Source organism: Streptomyces sp. NRRL F-5755 (assembly GCF_001279365.1).
In the GTDB taxonomy this organism is placed as follows: domain Bacteria; phylum Actinomycetota; class Actinomycetes; order Streptomycetales; family Streptomycetaceae; genus Streptomyces; species Streptomyces rimosus.
The window spans coordinates 46,498-68,515 of sequence record NZ_LGCW01000115.1; the positions used below are offsets into that span (position 1 = coordinate 46,498).

16 protein-coding genes and 1 tRNA gene are annotated in these 22,018 nt (G+C 72.9%); 9 read left to right on the forward strand and 8 right to left on the reverse strand.

Annotation, left to right across the window (positions count from 1 at the left end; genetic code table 11):
* Positions 1 to 51: 51 nt before the first annotated feature.
* The 3 genes from glmU to ADK86_RS14085 form a co-directional block, all read right to left on the reverse strand.
* Positions 52 to 1,509, reverse strand: a complete 1,458-nt coding sequence (gene glmU, locus ADK86_RS14075; protein ID WP_078952033.1) for a bifunctional UDP-N-acetylglucosamine diphosphorylase/glucosamine-1-phosphate N-acetyltransferase GlmU — start codon at positions 1,507 to 1,509, stop codon at positions 52 to 54.
* A gap of 108 nt (positions 1,510 to 1,617) precedes the next feature.
* A tRNA-Gln gene (locus ADK86_RS14080) sits at positions 1,618 to 1,691 on the reverse strand.
* 6 nt (positions 1,692 to 1,697) lie between these two features.
* Positions 1,698 to 2,561, reverse strand: coding sequence for a hypothetical protein (locus ADK86_RS14085; RefSeq protein WP_053696907.1), 864 nt, complete (start codon positions 2,559 to 2,561; stop codon positions 1,698 to 1,700).
* Positions 2,562 to 2,717: 156 nt separating this feature from the next.
* Here ADK86_RS14085 and ADK86_RS14090 point away from each other — a divergent pair, with 156 nt between their 5' ends.
* A complete protein-coding gene (locus tag ADK86_RS14090) occupies positions 2,718 to 4,208 on the forward strand; it encodes a sensor histidine kinase (protein WP_234345847.1) in 1,491 nt (496 codons plus the stop codon).
* 116 nt (positions 4,209 to 4,324) lie between these two features.
* Here ADK86_RS14090 and ADK86_RS14095 read toward each other — a convergent pair whose 3' ends face one another.
* Positions 4,325 to 4,945, reverse strand: a complete 621-nt coding sequence (locus ADK86_RS14095; RefSeq protein ID WP_053696909.1) for an SUKH-3 domain-containing protein — start codon at positions 4,943 to 4,945, stop codon at positions 4,325 to 4,327.
* 8 nt (positions 4,946 to 4,953) lie between these two features.
* Entirely contained in the window at positions 4,954 to 5,466 is a 513-nt protein-coding gene (locus ADK86_RS14100) for a YwqJ-related putative deaminase (protein WP_003984393.1), read from the reverse strand.
* 330 nt (positions 5,467 to 5,796) lie between these two features.
* Here ADK86_RS14100 and ADK86_RS14105 point away from each other — a divergent pair, with 330 nt between their 5' ends.
* The 4 genes from ADK86_RS14105 to ADK86_RS14120 all read left to right on the forward strand — a co-directional run bounded on the left by ADK86_RS14105 (position 5,797) and on the right by ADK86_RS14120 (position 11,949).
* Positions 5,797 to 6,804: an SMI1/KNR4 family protein gene (locus ADK86_RS14105; RefSeq protein ID WP_030593727.1), complete on the forward strand. Its 1,008-nt coding sequence runs from the start codon at positions 5,797 to 5,799 to the stop codon at positions 6,802 to 6,804.
* Positions 6,805 to 6,810: 6 nt separating this feature from the next.
* A complete protein-coding gene (locus ADK86_RS14110; RefSeq protein WP_053696910.1) occupies positions 6,811 to 9,576 on the forward strand; it encodes an SUKH-4 family immunity protein in 2,766 nt (921 codons plus the stop codon).
* A gap of 75 nt (positions 9,577 to 9,651) precedes the next feature.
* Positions 9,652 to 10,710: an LCP family protein gene (locus tag ADK86_RS14115; protein WP_420718847.1), complete on the forward strand. Its 1,059-nt coding sequence runs from the start codon at positions 9,652 to 9,654 to the stop codon at positions 10,708 to 10,710.
* 108 nt (positions 10,711 to 10,818) lie between these two features.
* Positions 10,819 to 11,949: a cellulose-binding protein gene (locus ADK86_RS14120; RefSeq protein WP_324611391.1), complete on the forward strand. Its 1,131-nt coding sequence runs from the start codon at positions 10,819 to 10,821 to the stop codon at positions 11,947 to 11,949.
* 103 nt (positions 11,950 to 12,052) lie between these two features.
* On the opposite strand, the gene ADK86_RS14125 is transcribed toward ADK86_RS14120, so the two are convergent.
* Positions 12,053 to 13,573: an MFS transporter gene (locus ADK86_RS14125; RefSeq protein ID WP_053696938.1), complete on the reverse strand. Its 1,521-nt coding sequence runs from the start codon at positions 13,571 to 13,573 to the stop codon at positions 12,053 to 12,055.
* 548 nt (positions 13,574 to 14,121) lie between these two features.
* Here ADK86_RS14125 and mfd point away from each other — a divergent pair.
* From mfd to ADK86_RS43140, 3 genes are all read left to right on the forward strand, one after another.
* A complete protein-coding gene (gene mfd, locus ADK86_RS14130) occupies positions 14,122 to 17,712 on the forward strand; it encodes a transcription-repair coupling factor (RefSeq protein WP_053696911.1) in 3,591 nt (1,196 codons plus the stop codon).
* Positions 17,709 to 18,302, forward strand: a complete 594-nt coding sequence (locus ADK86_RS14135; RefSeq protein WP_053696912.1) for a hypothetical protein — start codon at positions 17,709 to 17,711, stop codon at positions 18,300 to 18,302. Before mfd ends, ADK86_RS14135 begins: the two co-directional genes overlap by 4 nt.
* Before the next feature lie 504 nt (positions 18,303 to 18,806).
* Entirely contained in the window at positions 18,807 to 18,944 is a 138-nt protein-coding gene (locus ADK86_RS43140; protein ID WP_003986357.1) for a hypothetical protein, read from the forward strand.
* Positions 18,945 to 18,965: 21 nt separating this feature from the next.
* Here ADK86_RS43140 and ADK86_RS14140 read toward each other — a convergent pair whose 3' ends face one another.
* Positions 18,966 to 19,535, reverse strand: a complete 570-nt coding sequence (locus tag ADK86_RS14140; RefSeq protein ID WP_053696913.1) for a chloramphenicol phosphotransferase CPT family protein — start codon at positions 19,533 to 19,535, stop codon at positions 18,966 to 18,968.
* Positions 19,536 to 19,656: 121 nt separating this feature from the next.
* Positions 19,657 to 21,120 carry a DUF2079 domain-containing protein gene (locus tag ADK86_RS14145; RefSeq protein ID WP_053696914.1) on the reverse strand — a complete coding sequence of 488 codons (1,464 nt, stop codon included), beginning with the start codon at positions 21,118 to 21,120 and terminating at the stop codon, positions 19,657 to 19,659.
* A gap of 139 nt (positions 21,121 to 21,259) precedes the next feature.
* On the opposite strand from ADK86_RS14145, the gene ADK86_RS14150 reads away from it, so the two are divergent.
* Positions 21,260 to 21,997 carry an HNH endonuclease family protein gene (locus tag ADK86_RS14150; protein WP_053696939.1) on the forward strand — a complete coding sequence of 246 codons (738 nt, stop codon included), beginning with the start codon at positions 21,260 to 21,262 and terminating at the stop codon, positions 21,995 to 21,997.
* The last annotated feature ends 21 nt before the right edge of the window (positions 21,998 to 22,018 follow it).

The window sequence follows — 22,018 nt, forward strand, 5'->3', positions numbered from 1 at the left end:
TGTTTGCGTGCACTTATCACGGTACGCCCCGCACGGCGCACCCGAGCACGATCACTGCTCGCCGTCGGACTCCTGGCCAGCAGCAGACGCAGCCTGCGCGGCGGCGCTTCCGGGACGCTTACGGGCGACCCAGCCCTCGATATTCCGCTGCTGGCCGCGCGCGACCGCCAGCGAACCCGGGGGCACATCCTTGGTGATGACCGAGCCGGCCGCGGTGTACGCGCCGTCCCCGACCGTGACAGGAGCCACAAACATGTTGTCCGAGCCGGTCTTGCAGTGCGACCCGACCGTCGTGTGGTGCTTCGCCTCACCGTCGTAGTTCACGAAGACACTCGCCGCGCCGATATTGGTGAACTCACCGATCGTCGCGTCACCCACATACGACAGATGCGGCACCTTCGTACCCTCACCGATCGTCGCGTTCTTCATCTCCACATACGTACCGGCCTTCGCCTTCGGACCGAGATCCGTACCCGGACGCAGATACGCGTACGGACCCACACTCGCCCCCGGACCGACCTTCGCGCCGTCCGCGACCGTGAACGACACCGAAGCACCCTCGCCGACCGAGGTGTCCTTCAGCCGCGAATCCGGACCCACCTCGGCGTGCGCCGCCACATGCGTCGCACCCAGCAGCTGCGTACCCGGGTGCACCGTGGCGTCCGCCTCGAACGTCACCGACACATCCACCCACGTCGTCGCCGGATCCACGACCGTCACACCGTCCAGCATCGCCCGGTGCAGCAGCCGCTCGTTCAGCAGCTTCCGAGCCTCCGCCAGCTGCACACGGTTGTTGATGCCCAGGATCTCCCGGTGGTCGTCCGCCACCGCGGCACCCACCCGGTGCCCGGCCTCCCGCAGAATCCCCAGCACATCGGTGAGGTACTCCTCACCCTGGCTGTTGTCCGTACGCACCTTCCCCAGCGCGTCGGTCAGCAGCTGCGCGTCGAACGCGAACACCCCGGAGTTGATCTCCCGGATCGCGCGCTGCGCGTCCGTCGCGTCCTTGTGCTCCACGATCTCGGTGACCGCGCCGGTGTTCTCGTCCCGCACGATCCGGCCGTACCCCGTCGAGTCCGGCACCTCGGCCGACAGCACCGTGACGGCGTTGCCGTCCGCGGCGTGGGTGTCACCGAGCTTCTTGAGGGTCTCGCCGGTCAGCAGCGGGGTGTCGCCGCACACGACGATCACGGTGCCGTCGAGGGTGACACCGCTGTTGCCCAGCTCCTCCAGGCCCATGCGGACGGCATGGCCGGTGCCGTTCTGCTCGTGCTGCACCGCGGTGCGCACATCCGGGTCGATCTCGGCGAGATGCCCGCCGACCTGCTCACGGGCGTGACCGACGACCACGACGAGGTGCTCGGGATCCAGCTCTCGGGAGGCGGCGACGACATGCCCCACGAGGGAGCGTCCGCAGATCGCGTGCAGAACCTTGGGGGTCGACGACTTCATGCGGGTGCCCTCACCCGCTGCGAGAACGACGACGGCGGCCGGGCGGTTGGCGCTCACGGGATGCCCTTCGGCTTCTTCGGGTGGTGGACACCCGAAGGATACCGGTGCGGTTTGCTGGCGAAACGCGGGCGGGTCCCGACCGGAGGTCGGGACCCGAACTTGGCATGGCTCCCGGGGGAGGACTCGAACCCCCATCTGCTGAACCAAAATCAGCGGTCTTGCCCTTAGACGACCCGGGATTACCGTTATGTCCGGTTCGCCTCCTGGCTGCCGCGGACGCCCCCTACTATGCCGTACCACCAGCCTTCGATGCGACGGTAGAGGTCGGCTCCTTGCCGAACTCGGACCACAAGACAGCCGCGGTAGCTCTCGCCCACGTTCTTCCGAACGGTCTTCGGGTTGTGCTTCTTCAGCGTCGTCTTGCCGAAGGCCGCGGCGTCGACGCCGAGCAGGTTCGCCCAGTACTGCTCGGCCGCGGGTACGTCGGCGGACTCGTGGATCATCACACGGAAGTTCAGCCGATCCCCCGTGACGCCCATGAGCTTGAGCCAGGCGAGATAGACCTCGATCATGTCCGGATCGCTGTTGATGAACGTGACGACTTCGGCCCTGCGGTATGGCTTGCTCTTCGTGCCCTCAGCCCAGTAGAGCCCCACTCCGATCAGGAACAGTTCGCGGTCGCTCAGGGTGCCGACCTCATCGGCGGCGGCGCGCTTCGTCCGCTGCCGCTCCTCTTCGCGGCGGCGCAGCGTCGCCTCCCAGCCGCGCTTCGCGATGGCGGACGCCTGATCGCTGGTGCGCCTCGGGGGCCTGGGCATGTCCCGGACCCAGAGGGAGATGGAGCTCTTCGAGCAGCCCAGCTCGACCTGGATCGCGTCGTACGTCATCCCCTGCCCCCGCAGCTCCCGCGCCCTCGACCGGAGGTCGTCCTTCGCGTTCGGGCGGCGGGTCCAGTCCGGTGGGGGTTCGCCCTGGAGGAGGCGGTTGAGGATGTCGTTGTTGTGGATGTGGAGGCGGTCGCGGATCTGGCGGCGGCTGAGGCCCGCGCGGCGGAGGGTGACGGCCTGGTCGCGCAGGGACTCGAAGTCCGCTTGTGTGTGGCGGTGCATGCGCTCAGCTTCGGGCCGGACGCTGGACAAAGCTGTCGAAAATGTGGGCGATTCAACAGTTCGAGGGAATACGAGCCGGTACCCGTCCGTAACGGTGCACTCGCGTGCAGAGCGCTCGACGGAAAATCGCGTGCGGGCGCCCGTAGGCTGGTCGGTATGACCGCAACGGGGGCAATCGAAGCAACGGGCGCGAGGGACGCGCCCGCCGGGCCGTGGTGGTGGCCGCGGCGGCGGAGCGCCGTGCTGGACGTGTCGCTGGCCGTCGTCTCGACGCTGGAGACCGTGTTCGAGGGCTTGGACTTCGCGGGGGACTCCGGGCTGCCGGCGTGGACCGGGCTGCTGCTGGGCCTGGTCGTGGGCCCGGTGCTGCTGCTGCGCCGCCGCTGGCCGGTGGCGGTGGTGCTGGTCTCGATCGCGGTGACGCCGACGCAGATGGGCGCGCTGCTGAGCATCGTGGGCCTGTATTCGCTGGCGGTCTCGGACGTGCCGCGCCGGGCGCTCGGGCTGCTGGCCGGGATGTCGGTGATCGGGACGCTGGTCAGCAGCTTCTTCTCGCTCCGGCAGGATCTGCTCAACGAGCCCGGGTTCCGGCCGCCGACGTGGTTCATGCTGGTGATGGCGGCCGCGGTGGGGCTGATCGTGACGGCGCCGCCGGTGCTGTGGGGCCTGTACGTAGGGGCCCGGCGCCGCCTGGTGGAGAGCTTGCGGGAGCGGGCGGACGGGCTGGAGCGGGAGCTGTCGCTGCTGGCCGACCGTGCGGAGGAGCGGGCGGAGTGGGCCCGTAACGAGGAGCGGACCCGGATCGCGCGGGAGATGCACGACGTGGTGGCGCACCGGGTGAGCCTGATGGTGGTGCACGCGGCGGCGTTGCAGGCGGTGGCGCTGAAGGACCCGGAGAAGGCGTCGCGGAATGCGGGCCTGGTGGGGGACATGGGCCGGCAGGCGCTGACCGAGCTGCGGGAGATGCTGGGCGTGCTGCGGAACGGGGAGGGGGCGTCGGGCCGGTCGTCGGCGCCGGTGTCGGGCGAGCCGGAGCGGCTGGTCGCGGTGGCGTCCAAGGCGAAGGCGAAGGCCGGGGAAGAGGCCACGGGTGCGGACGCGCAGGCGCCGGGGCCGGTGGAGTCCGGTGGCGCGCGAGGTGCCGGACCGCGGTCCGGCGCGCGTGCGGCGGAGGCCGGTGCCGGTGACCGGGCGCGGGGTGGTGCCGCGGTGGCGACGGCGGAGCCGGAGGGCGGTGAGGGGCCGTCGCTGGCGGAGCTGGGTGTTCTGGTGGGGCAGTCGCGGGCGGCCGGGATGGCCGTGGAGCTGTCGGTGGACGGCGCGGCCGCGGAGAGCGGTTATCCGTCGGGGGTGGAGCAGACGGTGTACCGGGTGGTGCAGGAGGCGCTGACGAACGTGCACAAGCACGCGCCGGGCGCCCGGGCCCGGGTCCGGCTGGCGCACCGCGAGGGCGAGGTCGCCGTACAGGTGGAGAACGGTCCGTCGGCGGGCGGCGCGGTGGATGTCGGCCTGCCGAGCGGTGGCAACGGTCTGGTCGGCATGCGGGAGCGGGTGACCGGCCTGGGCGGGGTGTTCGTGTCGGGGCCGACGGAGGCGGGCGGCTTCCGGGTGTCGGCGGTGCTGCCGGGGCGGCAGGCGGAGGGGTAAGGGGGCTGAGGGCCCGTTTCGTACGGGCCCCGCATCAGCCGTAGCCGCAGGAGCAGGAGCAGCAGCAGGTCCCCAGGTCCAGGTCCGGTCCGGGAGCAGGGCCAGCCCCGCCCGCCTCAGCGCTCCGCTTCTCCCGACCCCGACCCGGAGCCAGAACCAGAACCAGAACCGGAGTCCGCCCCCGTCCCCGCCCCCGCCGCACTCAGCCGTACCGGCCGGACGCCCAGGACGAGGGTGTTCAGGGCCTGGTCGATGTCCGGGCCGAGGTACCAGTCGCCGGTGTGGTCGAGGCTGTAGACGCGGCCTTCGGTGTCGATGGCGAGGACGGCCTGGCCGCCGGCTTCCTGGCCGAGCGGGGCGACCTCCGTCTCCAGGGCGCGGCCGAGGTCGCCGAGGGTGCGGGCGAGGTGGAGGCCGTGCAGCGGGTCGAGGGTGAAGGGGGTGGGGGCGATGTGGCGGCCGGGCCCGGTGGGGTTGATGTCCAGGCCGCCGAACTCGGCCCACGCCTCGACGGCGGCGGGGAAGACGGTGTGCCGGTGCCCGGCGGGGGAGGTGTGGGTGCGCAGGGCGTCGGCCCAGTGTTCGGCCTGTTGCATGTCCCAGCGGCCGGGGCGCCAGCCGGCGTCCTGGAGGGCCGCGTCGACGGCGACGGGGAAGCGGGTGGCCGCGCTGCGGGAGTGGTCGTAGAGCGGTGCGACGGGCGCCGCGGAGTCCGCGGACGGTGCGGTGGGGGGCATGGTGCTGGTCAGCTCCCTGCGTGCGTGCCGATGGGCATGACGCCGAAGAAGGCGAGGAGGGCGTCGCAGGAGCGACAGGGGGGAGCGTAGCTGCCGTGCAGGGGGTCGCCGTCCTCGCGGATGTGCCGGGCGGTGAGTTTGGAATGTTTCAGTGAGCGGCGGGCTTCGCCGTTGGTGAGGGGTTTGCGGGAGGCGCGTTTGCCGCGGTTGGCCTCGACGGCGGTCAGGTGGCGGCTCAGCAGGACGGCTTCGGGGCAGCGCCCGGTGAAGCGTTCGCGCTGGGCGGTGGCGAGCGTGTCGAGGAAGTCCTGCACGAGGTGGTGGAGCACGGGGGGCTGTTCGGCCTTGCTCGCGGTGCAGGTGAGGGTGCGTCCGCGTACGGACAGGGCGGCGCCGACGGTGGGGAGGATGCCGTCGCGGCGGTGGCGGAGGGCAGGCGGACGGTCGTCGTCGGCGGTGCCGCTCCAGCCGACGCGGGGGTCTCCCGTGGCGGCGGTCTTCTGGTGTGCCGTGGTGCGCATGGTCAGTGCTTTTCCCTCCCCGAATCCCCGGGACGCCGGAGGTCCCCCGCAAGGGTAGGGGGAGATCAGCCTGCCAAATGCCCCGGGTCTTGGGGAAGTCGGATGGGCTGTCGGTGATGTCACGGTTGTGTCCGGGTCCGGTCGCGGTACGGGCACCGGTACGGGGATGGGCAGCGGCCGGGTGTGCGGTGGGGGCGTGCGGTGAAGTGGGCGGTCGGCGGCGGGTGTTGGGTCCGGGGCGGCGGGTGCCGGGCCGATGTGTGCGGGAGAGCCTGTTGCGGCACGGCATAGGCTGTGCCCAGTAGCCAGAATCAGCCAGGGAGCACCGCCATGACGTCAGGTCGGCACGGGCTGGGGGCACCTCCCGGCCCTCAGGCCGCGGGCCACGCCGCGCCACCGAACTCGGCCTATGCCGGGCAGGTCGTGCACTTCCCGGATCCGGTGCGGGCCGCCCGGTATCCGCGGGGGGTGCCGGTGGACGGGCGCGGGTTCCCGGACTTCTCGTCGTATGCGCGGGCGGCCGCGGAGATCGCGGAGCCGCCGGAGGGTTTCGGCGTGGACGAGCTGCGGCTGACGGACTATGTGTCGGCGAATGTGGCGCTGCACGCCGAGGGGCACGAGCTGTGGGAGGACGTGCCGCCGGTGGCGACGCCGCACGGCTGGACGTGGCACCACGTGGCGGGTACGCGGCGGATGGAGCTGGTGCCGGTCGACGTGAAGGCGCTGCTGCGGCACCACGGCGGGCTGGCGACGGCGTCGGTGGATCACGGCAGGCGCGGTACGCGGCCGTTGCAGGACACCCGGCCGGTGCACTTCGGGCTGCCGCACCGGGAGCTGTCGGTGGCGGAGGAGCAGGTGCAGCAGGCCGAGGAGTCGCTCGGGTACCGGCTGCCGGGTGCGTACCGGGCGTTCCTGAAGGCGGCGGGCGGCTGTGCGCCGGTGGGTGTGGGGCTGTACGCGGATCTGGGGCTGCTGGTGGACCAGCCGTTCTTCACGGTGCGGGACGAGGCCGCGATGAACGATCTGGTGTACGTCAACAAGTGTCTGCGCGATCACTTCACCAAGGACTATCTGGGTGTGGGGTTCGTGCAGGGCGGGGTGATCGCGGTGAAGGTGCGGGGGGACGCGCCGGGGTCGGTGTGGTTCTGCGCGTACGACGACGCGCGGGACCGGGACGGCCGGCCGGTGCAGGAGCGGGCGGAGCGGCTGCTGTTGCCGTGCGGCGCGGATTTCGACGATTTCCTCCAGCAGTTGGCGGGCAGTCCGCCGGAGCTGGAGACGGTGGCGAACCTGATGGTGGACGGCGGCTTCGCGCGTGCCGTTCCGGTGGAGGGGTGAGGCGCGGTGGTGACGTTCGCGCAGGCGCAGGAGCGCGCGGAGCGCTGGGTCAACGGTGACGTGCCGGGTCCGTTCCAGCGTGAGGTTCGGGTGCGGGAGTTCGAGCTGGGGTTTGTGGCCTGGGCGGAGGACCGCGAGGGCGGGCCCACAACCGATGGCGGCCGGGCCCGGCTGGTGATCGCGCGGGACAGCGGGGAGACGACGCTGTGGCCGGGGCTGCCGGTGGGCGAGGTGATCCGGCGGTACGAGGAGGAGTACGGCGCGATGGCGGACGCCGCCCCGGAGGCGCCGCCGCAGCGGATCGACCTGGAGGCGACGTCCTTTCTGCTGACGCCGCCGGAGTGGCTGCAGGAGGCCGCGGACCAGATCGGGCTGGCGGACCGGCGGCCGGGGCAGACGGCTGCGGGGGCGGCGGGGGTGGCGGGGACCGCCTCCGTACGGGACGAGCCGCCTGTACGGGATAGGCAGCCCGCAAGGGACGAGTCGCCCGTACAGGATGAGCAACCCGTACGGAACGAGCAGCCCATACAGGACGAGCCGCCCGTGCAGGACCGGGTCCCGGACGGGGCCACCCCTTGGTCCGGTACGGACGTCCGGGCCGACGAGGGCGGTGACGACCGCTCGGTGGGGCTGCCGGAGACCGTCTTCGCGCCGCCGCTGGCCGGGTTCGACGAGCAGGACACGCCGCCGCCGAGCGCGCGCCCCGAGGCGAAGACCGAACTGATCGCGGGCGGCAGCCAGTTGCCGCGGACGATGCTGGCTCCCGCGGTCGAGGAGCCGGGGACCGGCGGGCCGGCGTCGCCGCCGATGCCGTCGTCGCCGCCTCCCGCGCCGCCCGGCCCGCCCGCCGGGCCGATGCCGCCTGCCGACACGGCGGGGCTGGCCGATCTGCCGCCGCCGTCCGGACCGCCGGTCGCCGACGTGCCGCCGCCCCCTGCGTACGCGGGCCCCGGCGGCGGTTCCGGTGCGCCGGGTGGTTCCGAGGGGCCGGGTGTGCCGCCTCCGCCGCCGTCCGGGCCGCCGGCCGGCGGGGTGCATGCCGCGGCGACGATGCTGGCGGACGGTTCGGCGCTGCCGGGGAACGCCGGTGGTCCGCCGCCTCCCGGTGTGCCGGGCGCCCGTGACGAGGGCCGTGACCGTACGGACGCGGCGGCGCCGGGCGCCGAGGGCGGTGCCAAGGGCGCCGCCGCGAAGCCGCCTGCCGCCGCGCCCGCCGGCGGGTACATCCCGACGCAGCTCGTTTCGCAGCTGGACGCGGACGAGGTGGACCTCAGCGCGGTGGACGGCCCGGACGCGGCGTCCCCGAAGCCGGAGCAAGGCCCGCCCGCGCCGCCTTCCGGCTCTTCCGGCGGTCCGGGCGGCCCCGGCGCGTCCGGCGGTGGTGTGCATGCCGCCGCGACGATGCTCGCCAGTGACGCCGCCCTCCGCCCGGAGGCGGGCGGCCCCGGCGTACCGCCGCCCTCCGCTCCGCCCTCCGCGCCTCAGGCCGCCCCGCCCGGACCGCCCGCCGCGCCCCCCGGCCCGCCGAGCGCCCCCAAGGCGTCCGGCACGTCCGGCAAGCCGTCCGGTTCCGGTGACGCGGGCGGCCCGCCCCCGCCGCCGTCCGCCCCGCCCGGTGGCGGTGTGCACGCGGCGGCGACGATGCTCGCCGACGGCGCGGGCGGTCCGGCCGCGCCGGGCCCCGGCATGCCGCCGCCCGCCGTTCCGGGTCCGCCCGCGTCCGGCCCGGCCGTACAGCAGCCGCCGGGCCCCGACTCGTACGGCTATCCGCAGGCGCCGTCCGGGCAGCCGACGGTGGGCCCGGGTTACATGGCCGTGCTGAGCTACCGGGCGCCGGATGGTTCGGAGCAGAAGATCGTGCGGCGTTCCGCGCCGGGTGCGCCGCATCCGGAGTGGCAGCTGCTGCACGAGCTGCGCGCCATGAACGTGCCGCCGCAGCAGGTGGTGGAGCTGCACACGGAGCTGGAATCGTGCGACCTGCCGGGCGGGTACTGCGCGCGGATGGTGCGGGAGACCTGGCCGCAGGTGCGGATCAGCCATACCGCCCCGTACGGGACGGAGCACGCGTCGCGGCAGCAGGGCATGCGTCATCTCCTGGCGCATCAGGGCGAGTTGCACCAGGTGGCGGACGGTCCGGCGCGGCCGGCGCCGGTGCGGGTGCCGTTGCCGCATCCGTCGCAGGTGCAGCCGGTTCCGCCGGTGCCGCCGCAGGCGATCGGGCAGGAGCTGGAGCAGTCCTTCGGGCCGCAGGGCGTCTTCCGTTTCGATCAGCGGGCGGTGTCCCGGCAGGGTGTGCCGGACGTGGTGGCGCAGACGCTGGTGTGGGCCGGGCTGCCGGTGGACTTCGGGCCGTTCTTCTGGGCGCAGGCGCAGCCGGGCCGTCCGGTGCCGACGCTGGCGGAGCTGGCGGCGGAGCGCGGGGTGCGTCCGGCGGCGGACGCGGGGTCGTACCTGGTGATGGGCAACGACTTCGGGCGTCAGCTGTGTGTGCAGTACGGGACGGCGCACATCGTGGCGGTGCCGTTGGAGGCTGCCCCGAACGGTCAGCCCGCGGTGCCGCAGTTCGTGAACAGCGGGCTGCCGGAGTTCGTGCGCTGTATGGCGATGCTGGGCCGGATGTGGCGGCTGCGGTACGGGCTGACGCCGGAGCAGGCCGGGCGCTGGACGGTGGACTTCCAGGCGCAGCTGGTGGCGCTGGACGCGCCGGCGCTGGGGTCGCCGGAGTCGTGGTGGTCGGTGCTGCTCGAACAGATGTGGGACGGGCTGCTGTAGGCGCGGTTCACCCGGTGTGCCGCCGGTGGCGGCGCTCGACCTGCGGGACGGCCGGGTGACCATGATCCTCTGTATATGGGTCAGCCGTCCTGGTCATCGCCGCCGTCGCCGGAGGGTACGTCGGCGCTGTACCGCGCCGGGCGGCGGGGCCGCCGGCCGCGCGGCCGGCGCCCGCTGTCCTGGCCCAGGCGGATCGCGCTGGTGCTGCTGATCCTGGTGGTGCTGGCGGTGGCGGGCGGTGTGGCGCTGTACGTATGGGCGGGCGGCCAGGTGCGCCGTACGGACGCGCTCGCCGACTACTCCGGCAGACCGCCGTCCGGCAAGGGCACGAACTGGCTGCTGGTCGGCTCGGACAGCCGGCAGAGCCTGACGCCGGAGCAGCGCGAGCGGCTGCATGTGGGCAACGAGGAGGGCCTGAACACCGACACGATCATGGTGCTGCACCGCGGGGACAGCGGCCCGTATCTGGTGAGTCTGCCGCGGGACAGTTACGTGGCGGTGCCGGGCCACGGCCGCAACAAGGTCAACGTGGCGTTCGCCGAAGGTGGCCCGAAGCTGCTGACGCGTACCGTCGAGCAGGCGACCGGGCTGCGGATCGACCGGTACGCCGAGGTCGACTTCCTGGGCTTCGTGCAGGTGGTGGACGCGCTGGGCGGCGTACGGATGTGTCCGGACAAGCCGCTGAAGGACGAGAAGTCAGGGGCGGACTTCCGGGCCGGGTGCCAGGAGATGGACGGGGTGAGGGCACTGGCGTACGTACGGGCGCGCTATACGGACCCGGAGGGTGACCTGGGCCGGGTGCGGCGGCAGCGGCAGCTGATCGGTGCGCTCGGCGACAAGATGCTCGGGGCCGGTGTGCTGCTGAATCCTTTCGCCCTGGTGCCGGCGCTGGACGCGGGACTGTCGGCGTTGACGGTGGACCGGGCGGCCGGGGTGCCGGACCTGGCACGTCTGGGCCGGTCGATGAAGAACATCGCGGACGGCGAGGGCGCGGCTACCACCGTTCCGGTGGCTCGTCCCGGGGTGGACCTGGGAGGTGTCGGAGATGTGGTGGAGTGGGACGAGCAGGGAGCACGGCGACTCTTTTGGGCTCTTCGCGAAGATGTCCCGATTCCGACTTCTGGCAACAATTAACGCATCCTGGAGCATTGAGAGGGGCGGAGTGTCGCGTAACGGTCGCTTCGAATCGATCCAGAAAGATGTGCGCACAATCGCGCCGCACGCCGGGAAGGGGCTTGAGGGATGAGTGCATCGGTTTCGCCTCACGGGTTCGAGATCGTACGAGGGCGTGGCTACCGTCCCGAGGACGTCGACCGGCGGGTGGAAGGGCTCTCCATCGACCGCGACTCCTGCTGGGAGCGCGCGGCGCGGCTGACGGTCCTCGCCAACGAGATGACGGCCGAGCTGGCGGAGCTGCGGGAGTACGTACGGCAGCTGCCGCCGCAGACGTACGAGTCGCTGGGCGACCAGGCGCGGCTGATACTGACGACCGCGGAGTCGGAGGCGGCGCGGCTGCGCAAGGACGCCGAGGAGGCGGCCGAGCGGGCGCGCGAGGAGGCCGAGGCGTACGAGCGGCAGATCACCGAGGCCACCGACCGGGCGGCCCAGGAGCTGCGCGACGAAGCCGAGGACTGGGCGCGGCGCCGGGTCGCGGCGGCGTGGTCCGAGGCGGACGGCATCGAGGCGGCGGCGGCCAAGGACGCCGAGCAGTGGCGGTCCGAGGCGGCGGAGGCGCTGCGCCAGATGGAGCGGCGTACGGCGCAGATGCTGCGGGAGCAGGAGGAGGAGCAGACCGAGCAGTGGGACGCGCTCGGCCGGGACCTCGCCGCGCAGGAGGCCGACCTCGAACAGCGGGTGGCGGAGCTGGAGGAGCTGGGCCGGGCCAAGGTCGCCGAGGCGGAGCGGTTCCGCGCGGAGACCGAGGAGGCGGCGCGCCACCGCGACGAGGACGCCGAGGCGCGCGCCGCCGACCTGCTGGCGCAGGCCCGTATCGAGGTGGAGCGGATCGAGCGGGCCACGGAGCGGATACTGCGTGAGCACGCGGAGCGCCGCGAGAAGGTGCGCGAGCACATGACGCATGTGCGCAACACCCTCGCCGCGCTGACGGGCAAGGCCCCGGACGAGGACGAGGTGGCCGCGGAAGAGGGCGTCGAAGGCGCGGGGGCCACGTCGCATGCGGAGGGCGGCACGGTGCTGCTGGAGAAGCCCGGCGGTGCGGAGGCGGACGCGGCCGGGGCCGGTACGGCCGAGGAGGCGGCGGCCGGTCCGGACGGGGCCGCTGACGGGGCGCCGTCCGACTCGCGGGCGCCGGTGGACCCCGACAACGAGGACACCCTGGAGAACCAGCTGCCGCGCCCGCCCGAGCAGCAGTGATACGCGCTCTCGGGTGGACGGGGAGGGGCGCGGGCGCCGAGGGGCGCCGCTTCCTTCCCCGGCGGCCGCCCTGACCAGCGACCGGCTGCCCTGACCGGGGCTGTCAGCCCTTGAGGCCCTCGCGGCCCTTCCCGCGTGCGTTCTGTACGGCCGTACCGGGCGCCGCCTCCCCGTGCACCGGGAAGCGGCGCGGTGCGAGCAGCAGCAGGATCAGGAAGGCGAGGGCGGCGGCGACCGCGGCGCCGATGTAGACGTGCTCCACGGCGACGTCCACCGCGCGCCGCAGGTAGTCCGCGGCGCGGTCGGTGAGGGTGCCCGCGCGGGCCAGGGCGTGCGAGACGGAGTCCAGGTCGCCGGGCAGGCCGGGCCGGATGTCCGCGGGCGCGTCGGCCAGGCGGGCGTTGAGCGTGGCGTTGGCGACCGCGCCGAAGAGAGCGGCGCCGACGCACTGGCCGACCTGGCGGCAGAAGAGGATGGACGCGGTGGCGGTGCCGCGTTCCTCGAAGCCGACCGACGACTGCACGCCGATGATCAGCGGCAGCTGGAAGATCCCCAGGGCCGCGCCCAGCGCCAGCATGATCAGCGCGGGCTGCCAGGCGGCGCCCGGGTAGGGCAGCAGCGGGAAGGCGAGCAGGATCAGCGTGGCGGCGCCGATGCCGGTCATGGCGCAGGCCCGGATGCCGATCCGGTTGTAGACGTGGCTGCTCAGGGCCGAGGAGACCGGCCAGCTCAGGGTCATCGCGGAGAGCACGAACCCGGCCGCGATCGGGCCCAGGCCCAGGACGGCCTGGGCGTAGGTGGGCAGGAAGACGGTCGGCGCGACCATGAGCAGGCCGACGGCGCCGAGCGCGAGGTTGACGGCCGAGATCGTACGGCGGCGCCAGACCCAGCCCGGGATGATCGGCTCGGCGGCGCGGCGTTCGACGACGACGGTGGCGGCGGTGCACAGGGCGCTGCCGCCGAACAGCAGCAGCGAGGGCACGGAGAACCAGGGCCAGGCGACGCCGCCCTGGACGAGGGCGCTCAGCAGCAGGCCGCCGCTTGCGAAGATGGCGAGCGCGCCGGGCCAGTCGATACGGGGCCGCCGCTCGCGTTCGCGCGCGGGCAGCGACTCGCGGAAGTGCCGGATGACGAGCCACAGGGCCAGGGCGCCCACCGGCAGGTTGACCAGGAAGATCCACCGCCAGTCGGCGTACGCGGTGAGCAGGCCGCCGAGGCCGGGACCGGCGACGGCCGAGGTCGCCCACACGGTGGACAGCTTGGCCTGGATCCTGGGGCGCTCCTTCATCGGGTACAGGTCGGCGGCGATGGTGTGGATGGTGCCCTGGAGGGCGCCGCCGCCCAGGCCCTGGAGGACGCGGAAGGCGATCAGGGAGCCCATGTCCCAGGCGCCCGCGCACAGCAGCGAACCGACGAGGAAGACGATCACGCCGGTGACCAGGACGGGCTTGCGGCCGAAGGTGTCGGAGAGCTTGCCGTAGACGGGCAGGCTGACCGTGACGGCGAGCAGATAGCCCGAGAAGAGCCAGGAGAAGACGGCGAACCCGCCGAGGTCGCCGACGATCTGGGGGACGGCGGTGGCGATGATCGTGGAGTCGAGGGCGGCCAGCGCCATACAGAGCATGAGGGCGGCGACGATCCGGCCGCGGTGGGCGGGGGCGGGGGTGCTGGGCGCGGGCGTGCCCGGCGCGGGGGTGTCGGCTGCGGCCGGTCCGGGGGTGTGCGGTGCGCGTACGGGGGCGCCTGCTCCGGGTGCCGGTGCGTCCGCTTCGGACGGGGGGCCGCCCGCTCCGGGTACCGGGCTGCCCGCCCCCGGTATCGGATCGCCTGCCCCGGATATCGGACCGCCGACCGCCCCCGTACCCTGCCCGTCACCCGCCTCCCGCCTGGCCCCCCGCCCCGCCGCCTCGCCCGTGCCCTGCCCCGCGCCGTCCCGTTCCGTGCTGTTGCGGTTCACGTGCCCATGCCCCCTCGGCTGTTCCGTGTACGTCACACCCTTCCACGCGGACGCGGTATCCGGAACGGCGCTTCGCGACGGGGCGCGGCCCGGCGGCCGTGACGAGTGGAACGCGGGTGTCAGTGGGGAGTCGTACTCTTGTTGAAACCCGGCCCGTCACACGTGCCGGGCTGCTCGCGTTGTTCGTCTCACCAGGACGGGAAGCCGTAGATCTCATGAGCCTGACCGGTCTGCTCGACGCCGTTGTCCAGGACCCCGCGCTCGCCGAAGCCGTGCGGGCCGCGGGCGACGGCAACCGTCCCCATGTGGATCTGGTGGGCCCGCCGGCCGCCCGTCCCTTCTCCGTCGCGGCGCTCGCCCGCCGCAGCGGCCGTACGGTCCTGGCGGTGACCGCCACCGGCCGCGAGGCCGAGGACCTGGCCGCCGCGCTGCGCTCGCTGATGCCGGCCGGCGAGGAGAACGCGGTCGTGGAGTACCCCTCCTGGGAGACGCTGCCGCACGAACGGCTCTCGCCGCGCTCGGACACGGTCGGCCGCCGCCTGGCGGTGCTGCGCCGGCTGGCCCACCCCAGCCAGGACGACCCGGCCGCGGGCCCCGTCTCGGTGGTCGTGGCGCCCATCCGTTCCGTACTCCAGCCGCAGGTCAAGGGCCTGGGCGACCTGGAGCCCGTGAGTCTGCGGTCCGGGCAGACGGCGGATCTCGAAGAGATCGTGGACGGGCTGGCGGCGGCCGCCTACGCCCGTGTCGAACTGGTCGAGAAGCGCGGCGAGTTCGCGGTGCGCGGCGGCATTCTGGACGTCTTCCCGCCGACCGAGGAACACCCCCTGCGGATCGAGTTCTGGGGCGACGACGTCGAGGAGATCCGCTATTTCAAGGTCGCCGACCAGCGGTCCCTGGAGGTGGCCGAGCACGGCCTGTGGGCGCCGCCGTGCCGGGAGCTGCTGCTGACCGCCGAGGTGCGGGCGCGCGCCGCCGACCTCGCGGAGCGGCACCCGGAGCTGGGCGAGCTGCTGGGCAAGATCTCCGAGGGGATCGCCGTCGAGGGCATGGAGTCGCTGGCCCCGGTGCTGGTCGACGAGATGGAGCTGCTGCTGGACGTGCTGCCCGAGGGCAGCATGACGGTGGTGTGCGACCCGGAGCGGGTGCGTACGCGCTCCGCGGATCTGGTGGCCACCTCGCAGGAGTTCCTCCAGGCGTCGTGGGCGGCTGCCGCGATGTCCAGCACGGACGAAGTCCGTTCCACCAAGGGCGGTGGTGGGCGACGGGTGGGCGGCGGGCAGGCCCCCATCGATGTCGGTGCCGCCTCCCTGTGGGGCATCGCCGACGTCCGGGACCGGGCGCGCGAGCTGGGCATGATGTGGTGGACGGTGAGTCCGTTCGCCGCCGGTGAGGAGCTGGACGGGGACACCCTCAAGCTGGGGATGCACGCCCCGGAGACGTACCGCGGCGACACGCAGCGCGCGCTGGCCGACACCAAGCGCTGGGTCGCGGACGGCTGGCGTTCGGTGTTCATCACCGAGGGGCACGGCCCCGCGGCCCGTACGGTCGAGGTGCTGGGCGAGGAGGGCATCGCGGCCCGCCTGGACCCTGAGCTGGACGAACTGTCGCCGTCCGTCGTCCATGTCTCGTGCGGCTCGATCGACACCGGCTTCGTCGACCCGGGCCTGAAGCTGGCGGTGCTGACCGAGACGGACCTCACCGGCCAGAAGGCGGCCAGCAAGGAGCTGGGCCGGATGCCGGCCCGCCGCCGCAAGACCATCGACCCGCTCACCCTCCAGGCGGGCGACTTCATCGTCCACGAACAGCACGGCGTCGGCCGCTACATCGAAATGGTGCAGCGCACGGTCCAGGGCGCCACCCGCGAATACCTGCTGGTGGAGTACGCGCCCGCCAAGCGCGGCCAGCCCGGCGACCGCCTGTACATCCCCACCGACCAGCTGGAGCAGGTCACCAAGTACGTCGGCGGCGAGGCGCCGACGCTGCACCGCCTCGGCGGCGCCGACTGGACGAAGACCAAGGCGCGCGCCAAGAAGGCCGTCAAGGAGATCGCCGCCGACCTGATCAAGCTGTATTCGGCGCGGATGGCGGCGCCCGGCCACGCCTTCGGCCCGGACACCCCCTGGCAGCGCGAGCTGGAGGACGCCTTCCCGTACGCGGAGACGCCCGACCAGCTCACGACGATCGCCGAGGTCAAGGAGGACATGCACAAGTCCGTCCCGATGGACCGGCTGATCTGCGGCGACGTCGGCTACGGCAAGACCGAGATCGCGGTGCGGGCGGCGTTCAAGGCCATCCAGGACGGCAAGCAGGTCGCGGTGCTGGTGCCCACGACGCTGCTGGTGCAGCAGCACTTCGGCACGTTCACCGAGCGGTACGGCCAGTTCCCCGTCGTCGTCAAGGCGCTCAGCCGCTTCCAGACGGACACCGAGGCCAAGGCCGTCCTCGAAGGGCTCAAGGACGGCTCGGTCGACCTGGTCATCGGCACCCACCGCCTCTTCTCCTCCGAGACCAAGTTCAAGGACCTGGGCCTGGTCATCGTGGACGAGGAGCAGCGCTTCGGCGTCGAGCACAAGGAGCAGCTGAAGAAGCTGCGCGCCAACGTGGACGTGCTGACGATGTCCGCCACGCCCATCCCCCGTACGCTCGAAATGGCGGTGACGGGCATCCGCGAGATGTCCACGATCACCACCCCGCCGGAGGAGCGGCACCCGGTCCTGACGTTCGTCGGGCCGTACGAGGACAAGCAGATCGGCGCCGCCATCCGCCGCGAACTGCTGCGCGAGGGCCAGGTCTTCTACATCCACAACCGGGTCGAGTCCATCGACCGGGCCGCGGCGCGGCTGCGGGAGATCGTGCCGGAGGCGCGGATCCGGACCGCGCACGGGCAGATGGGCGAATCGCAGCTGGAGCAGGTCGTCGTGGACTTCTGGGAGAAGAAGTTCGACGTGCTGGTCTCCACGACCATCGTGGAGTCCGGCATCGACATCTCCAACGCCAACACCCTCATCGTCGAGCGCGGCGACAACTTCGGCCTGTCCCAGCTGCACCAGCTGCGCGGCCGGGTCGGCCGCGGCCGTGAGCGCGGTTACGCCTACTTCCTCTACCCGCCGGAGAAGCCGCTCACCGAGACCGCCCACGAACGCCTGGCGACCATCGCGCAGCACACGGAGATGGGCGCGGGCATGTACGTCGCGATGAAGGACCTGGAGATCCGCGGCGCGGGCAACCTCCTCGGCGGCGAGCAGTCCGGGCACATCGCGGGCGTCGGCTTCGACCTGTACGTCCGGATGGTGGGCGAGGCCGTCGCCGACTACCGGGCGTCCCTGGAAGGCGGCGCGGAGGAGGAGCCGCCGCTGGAGGTCAAGATCGAACTGCCGGTGGACGCGCATGTCCCGCACGACTACGCCCCCGGTGAGCGGCTGCGCCTCCAGGCGTACCGCGCGATCGCCGCCGCGTCCTCGGAGGAGGACATCGCGGCGGTCCGCGAGGAACTGACCGACCGCTACGGCAAGCTGCCCGAACCGGTCGAGAACCTCCTCCTGGTGGCCGGTCTGCGCATGCTCGCCCGCTCCTGCGGTGTCACCGACATCACCCTCCAGGGCTCCAACGTCCGCTTCTCCCCGATCGACCTCCGCGAATCCCAGGAACTCCGCCTCAAGCGCCTCTACCCCCGCACCATCCTCAAGCCGGCCACCCGCCAGGCCCTGGTACCGCGCCCGACCACCGGCAAGATCGGCGGCAAGCCGCTGGTCGGGCGGGAACTGCTGGCCTGGGTGGGGGAGTTCCTGACGTCGGTGCTGGGGTGAGCGAGGGCCACCCACAGGGCGCGGACGGCGGCCCTGCACACCTCTCCCGCATTTGGCTGCTGGTGCGGTTCGTGTTCCAGTGGCCGGTGCTGCTCGTGGGACTGGCGCTCGCGGTGGCCTGGTACGTCTGCGCGTTCCTGGCGAACGCGGTGGTCGAGGCCGAGCCCGGCGTCGACCGCCTGGCCACGTACTGTCTCGGCCCCCGGCGGCTCGCCCGCGAGTGGAGCCGGGACCCGGGGCGCTGGGAGGACCACTTCCGGGCGCTCCTGCCCGAGCTGCGTGCGGCGACGACGAAGATCTCGTCGTCGCCGGGGGGACGGGCTCGGTACCCGCTCGGAGCGCGCTTCAAGTACGGGATGACCCACACCCGCGCGGAGCACGGGGAGAACTCCGACCTCTGCCCCGACATCGCGTTCACCGTCCCCGCGAACCACTACCGCGGATGCGGACCGGAGGCCGCCCGGCGCATCGCCCGCGCCGACGGCTGGCGGATCATCGCGCCCGGACGGTCCGTCGGGAACGGCAAGGCCCCCGCCGACCGCGACGGCCTCGCCCTGGCGATTCCGGCCCCGCGCGGGAATGCGGCGTAACGCGGTTTGACCCGCCTTCCGCCCGATTCAGGCATCTTGGCGGTGACCGGTGGGAGATATCGCTCTATCGTCGGGCTGCCCCGTGCGTCCCACGGGGTTCCCGGCCATCGAGAACTGGATGTTTCCCCCGTGATAAGACCCCGCCGCGCCGCTCTGTCCGCCGCCTCTCTGATCACCGCGGCCCTGGTCGCCCTCTCCGGCTGTACGCCGGACGGCGGTGCGGACAAGGGCGGCGCGGCGAGCCCGTCCGCGACAGCCTCCGCCTCGGCTTCCGTCACGCCCTCGCCGTCCGCGTCGCCGACCGAGAGCCCGAGCCCGAGCGCCACGCCGTCGTCCGCCGCGCCCACGCCCGAGGCCGCCGAGCCGCCGGCGCGTAAAACCCACAAGACAGGCGGAGGATCGGACTCCGGTTCCGGTGGATCGGGCTCGGGTGGGTCCTCCTCCGGTGGATCCGGCTCCGGCGGGTCGTCCTCCGGCGGGTCCGGATCCAGTGCTTCGGACGGGGTGATCCTCGCGCCGTCCGGGAACCACTACCGCCGCGGCCAGTTCTGCAAGAAGGCCCACCTCGGCCTGACCACGCAGGACGCCCACGGCGCCACCCTCACCTGCGCGATGCAGAGCGGGCGTCCGCACTGGCAGTGAGCCCCGCGGCCCGGCCCGTCCTCACACCACGCGGGCGGCGATCAGCCGGGCGCAGGTGGCGGGGTCGGTGCCGGTGGTGTCCACCTCGATGTCGTAGGTGACGCCCCGGTGGACCAGTTCGGCCTGGGACGCCGCCATGCCGGTGACCCGGTCGCCGCGTGCGGCCTCGCGCGCGGCGGCCGTCTCCGGGGCGCAGCGCACGCCGACCCACAGCACCGACAGGCCCTTCAGCGTGCGGCGCCAGCGTTCCTGGCCTTCGGCGCCGCCGAGGAACACCTCGTCCAGGAGGACCCCGGTACCCGTGCGGGCGATGGCCGCGACGCCCTCCTGCCAGTCGGTCTGCAGGGCGCGGAAGACCGGCCCGACGGTGATGCTGCCGTCGGGCGCGAGGCCGAGGCCCGGCGCGGTCGCGGACGCCTCCGGCGTGACCAGCGACCGCGGCAGGGACTCGATGAAGGAGTCGACGCCGAAGGTCAGCCAGGGCCGGGGAAGGAGTTCCTGCAGCTGCCGGATGAGCGTCGAAGTGCCGGAGCTGGAAACGCCGTTCAGGACGACGACATCGGTGCGGGTGGACGGGGAGCCGGTGGTCATCGGGACACCGTACGCAGCCGGGGCCGGGCCTGTCCTCCGTAATTACGCGGCCGGAGCCGGACCGGAGCGCGCGGTCAGGGGCGACCGAAGCGCGCGGTCAGAGCCGACCCGAACCGCGCAGTCACAGCCGCCCCATCCGCTGCAACACCGTCACGTCACCGGCGGTGCCGACGATGCCGTAGACGGCCCGGGGGTGGCGCTTGCGGGCGTCGTCCAGGGTCTGTTCGGCCTTGCGGTCGTCGTGCTGTTCCACGGCGATGTAGTCGGGGGCGATGCCCCGGGTGTCCCCTATCCAGAAGACCCGGGCGCGGCCGGTCAGCCGGGAGATCGGCCGTATGTCCGCCTCGACCGTGGCGCCGTTAGGGATACGGTCCAGCAGGCGTTCCGCTGCCGTCGCGGCGGGCGGCTTGCGGTAGGTGGCGGCCTCGGTGAGGCGGGCCAGCGGGAGTGTGGTGGTCAGGGCGAGCGCGGCGGCCAGTACGGCGGTGGGCAGGTGGTGGGCGTACGAACGAACCCAGGGGCGTGCGGAGACCAGCGTGCGCGGCAGGGCGTCGACCAGGGCCAGGAAGACCACCGGCATCAGGACGGCGCTGTAGTGCCAGTCGACGCCCCAGTAGTGCGGCTCGTGGGAGATGAAGCGCCAGCCGAGGGTGGGCAGCGTGACCAGGAGCAGCGGGGAGCGCAGCGCGAGCATGCCGGAGGTGGGCAGCAGGATCCACAGCAGGGTGCGTACGGCGGTGTCGAACGGGATGCGCCGGGTGGGCCCGTCACCGCCGCCGATCTTGTTCCAGTAGTCGTACGAGCCGGAGCCGTTGAAGCCGGGGATGATCACGCCGAGGGTGACGGCGGTGGCGGCCAGCCCGAAGACGACCAGTCCGACGGCGAGCGGCACGGCCTGCCGCGCGCGGACGAGGATCAGCGCGCCGATGGCGGCCGCCGTCACCCCGAGGTCCTCCTTGACCAGCACGAGCGGCGCCGCCCAGCACACCGCCGCGGTCCAGCGCCCGCGCAGCACCGCTTCCAGCGCGAAGGCGATCAGCGGTACGGCGAAGGCGATCTCGTGGAAGTCGAAGTCGACGGCTTTCTGAAGGCCCCAGGACAGTCCGTACGCCACGCCGACGGCCAGGCCGCGGCCGCGCCCGAGGAACCGGATGGCGGTCCGGGTCACCGGCACGGCGGACAGCGCGAAGAGGAACGATTGTGCGCACAGCAGGGTCAGGGCGCCGGGGAAGATGCGGTAAAGGGGGGCGAGCAGCGCCAGTACGGGGCTGAAGTGGTCGCCGAGGAGGTTGGTGCCCGGCCCCTTGAGGTCGGCGACGGGCGCCCGCAGATGCGCGTAGGCCCGTACCGCCTGCTCGAATATCCCGAGGTCCCACGAGGACGTCGCCATCGCGCGAAAGCGCAGGCCGGAGACGGCGAAGAAGACGACGAAGAGGGCCGCGGCGGTCCAGTACGGGACGGACTGCGGGGCGAACAGGGCGGCGGTACGGGTGCGGAGCCGGCCGGCGGCGGGGGCGGATCCGGCCCCGCCGCCGGCCGGGGCCGGGGGCCTGCCCGTCGCCGCGGTGGCGGTGGCCGTGTCCATGCGCGTCCTCACTCTCAACTTCCGAAAAGATATCCGAGGCCGACGAACCGGCCGGTATTGCTGCCTTATTTGAGATGGGATGTCCCTCTTGCTCCGGATACGGACTGCCGCCCTGTCCCGCGAACGGAACCTGTCCCGCGTGCGGACCCGGCCACGCGGCGGCACTGTCGCCGCGGCCGGACTGGCCGCGCTGCTCGCCCTCGCCGGCTGTACGCCCGACGGCGGCAAGGGCGGCGGTACCGGGGGAGACGGCGGCGGGGAACCGGCCGCCGGGGGCACCGCGCTGCACGCCGTCGCGTCCCTGACCGTCAAGGGCCGCGCCCCCAAGACCGGTTACGCGCGCGAACGCTTCGGCACCGCCTGGGCCGACACTGACGGCAACCACTGCGGCACCCGCGACGACATCCTCAAGCGGGACCTGACCGCGGTGCGGTTCACCGACGGGCACTGCAAGGTGGCGTCCGGGAAGCTGGCCGAGGACCCGTACACCGGGCAGGCGGTGACGTACGAGCGCGGGCGCAGCAAGGTGGACATAGACCATCTCGTAGCACTGTCGGACGCGTGGCAGAAGGGCGCGCAGCAGTGGCCGGGGCGCAAGCGGGTGGCGCTCGCCAACGATTCGCTGAACCTGATCGCGGCCGACGCCTCCGCCAACCGGCAGAAGGGCGACGGCGACGCGGCGACGTGGCTGCCGCCGAACAAGGCGTACCGCTGTGACTATGTGGCGCACCAGGTCGCCGTGAAGAAGAAGTACGGGCTGTGGGTGACGCAGGCGGAGAAGGACGCGATGACGGGGGTGCTCAAGGGGTGCCCGACGCTGAAGCTGCCGTCGGGCGGGGCTCCTACGGAGGCGCCGGAGCGGTTCGCGGCGAAGTAGGGGAGTAGGGGAGTAGGGGAA

Bases quoted from the DNA above. Each gene is read 5' to 3' on its own strand.
- ADK86_RS14085 (WP_053696907.1), bottom strand. From the start codon at position 2,561: ATGCACCGCCACACACAAGCGGACTTCGAGTCCCTGCGCGACCAGGCC.
- ADK86_RS14090 (WP_234345847.1), top strand. From the start codon at position 2,718: ATGACCGCAACGGGGGCAATCGAAGCAACGGGCGCGAGGGACGCGCCC.
- ADK86_RS14095 (WP_053696909.1), bottom strand. From the start codon at position 4,945: ATGCCCCCCACCGCACCGTCCGCGGACTCCGCGGCGCCCGTCGCACCG.
- ADK86_RS14100 (WP_003984393.1), bottom strand. From the start codon at position 5,466: ATGCGCACCACGGCACACCAGAAGACCGCCGCCACGGGAGACCCCCGC.
- ADK86_RS14105 (WP_030593727.1), top strand. From the start codon at position 5,797: ATGACGTCAGGTCGGCACGGGCTGGGGGCACCTCCCGGCCCTCAGGCC.
- ADK86_RS14115 (WP_420718847.1), top strand. From the start codon at position 9,652: ATGGGTCAGCCGTCCTGGTCATCGCCGCCGTCGCCGGAGGGTACGTCG.
- ADK86_RS14120 (WP_324611391.1), top strand. From the start codon at position 10,819: ATGAGTGCATCGGTTTCGCCTCACGGGTTCGAGATCGTACGAGGGCGT.
- ADK86_RS14125 (WP_053696938.1), bottom strand. From the start codon at position 13,573: ATGCTCTGTATGGCGCTGGCCGCCCTCGACTCCACGATCATCGCCACC.
- mfd (WP_053696911.1), top strand. From the start codon at position 14,122: ATGAGCCTGACCGGTCTGCTCGACGCCGTTGTCCAGGACCCCGCGCTC.
- ADK86_RS14140 (WP_053696913.1), bottom strand. From the start codon at position 19,535: ATGACCACCGGCTCCCCGTCCACCCGCACCGATGTCGTCGTCCTGAAC.
- ADK86_RS14145 (WP_053696914.1), bottom strand. From the start codon at position 21,120: ATGGACACGGCCACCGCCACCGCGGCGACGGGCAGGCCCCCGGCCCCG.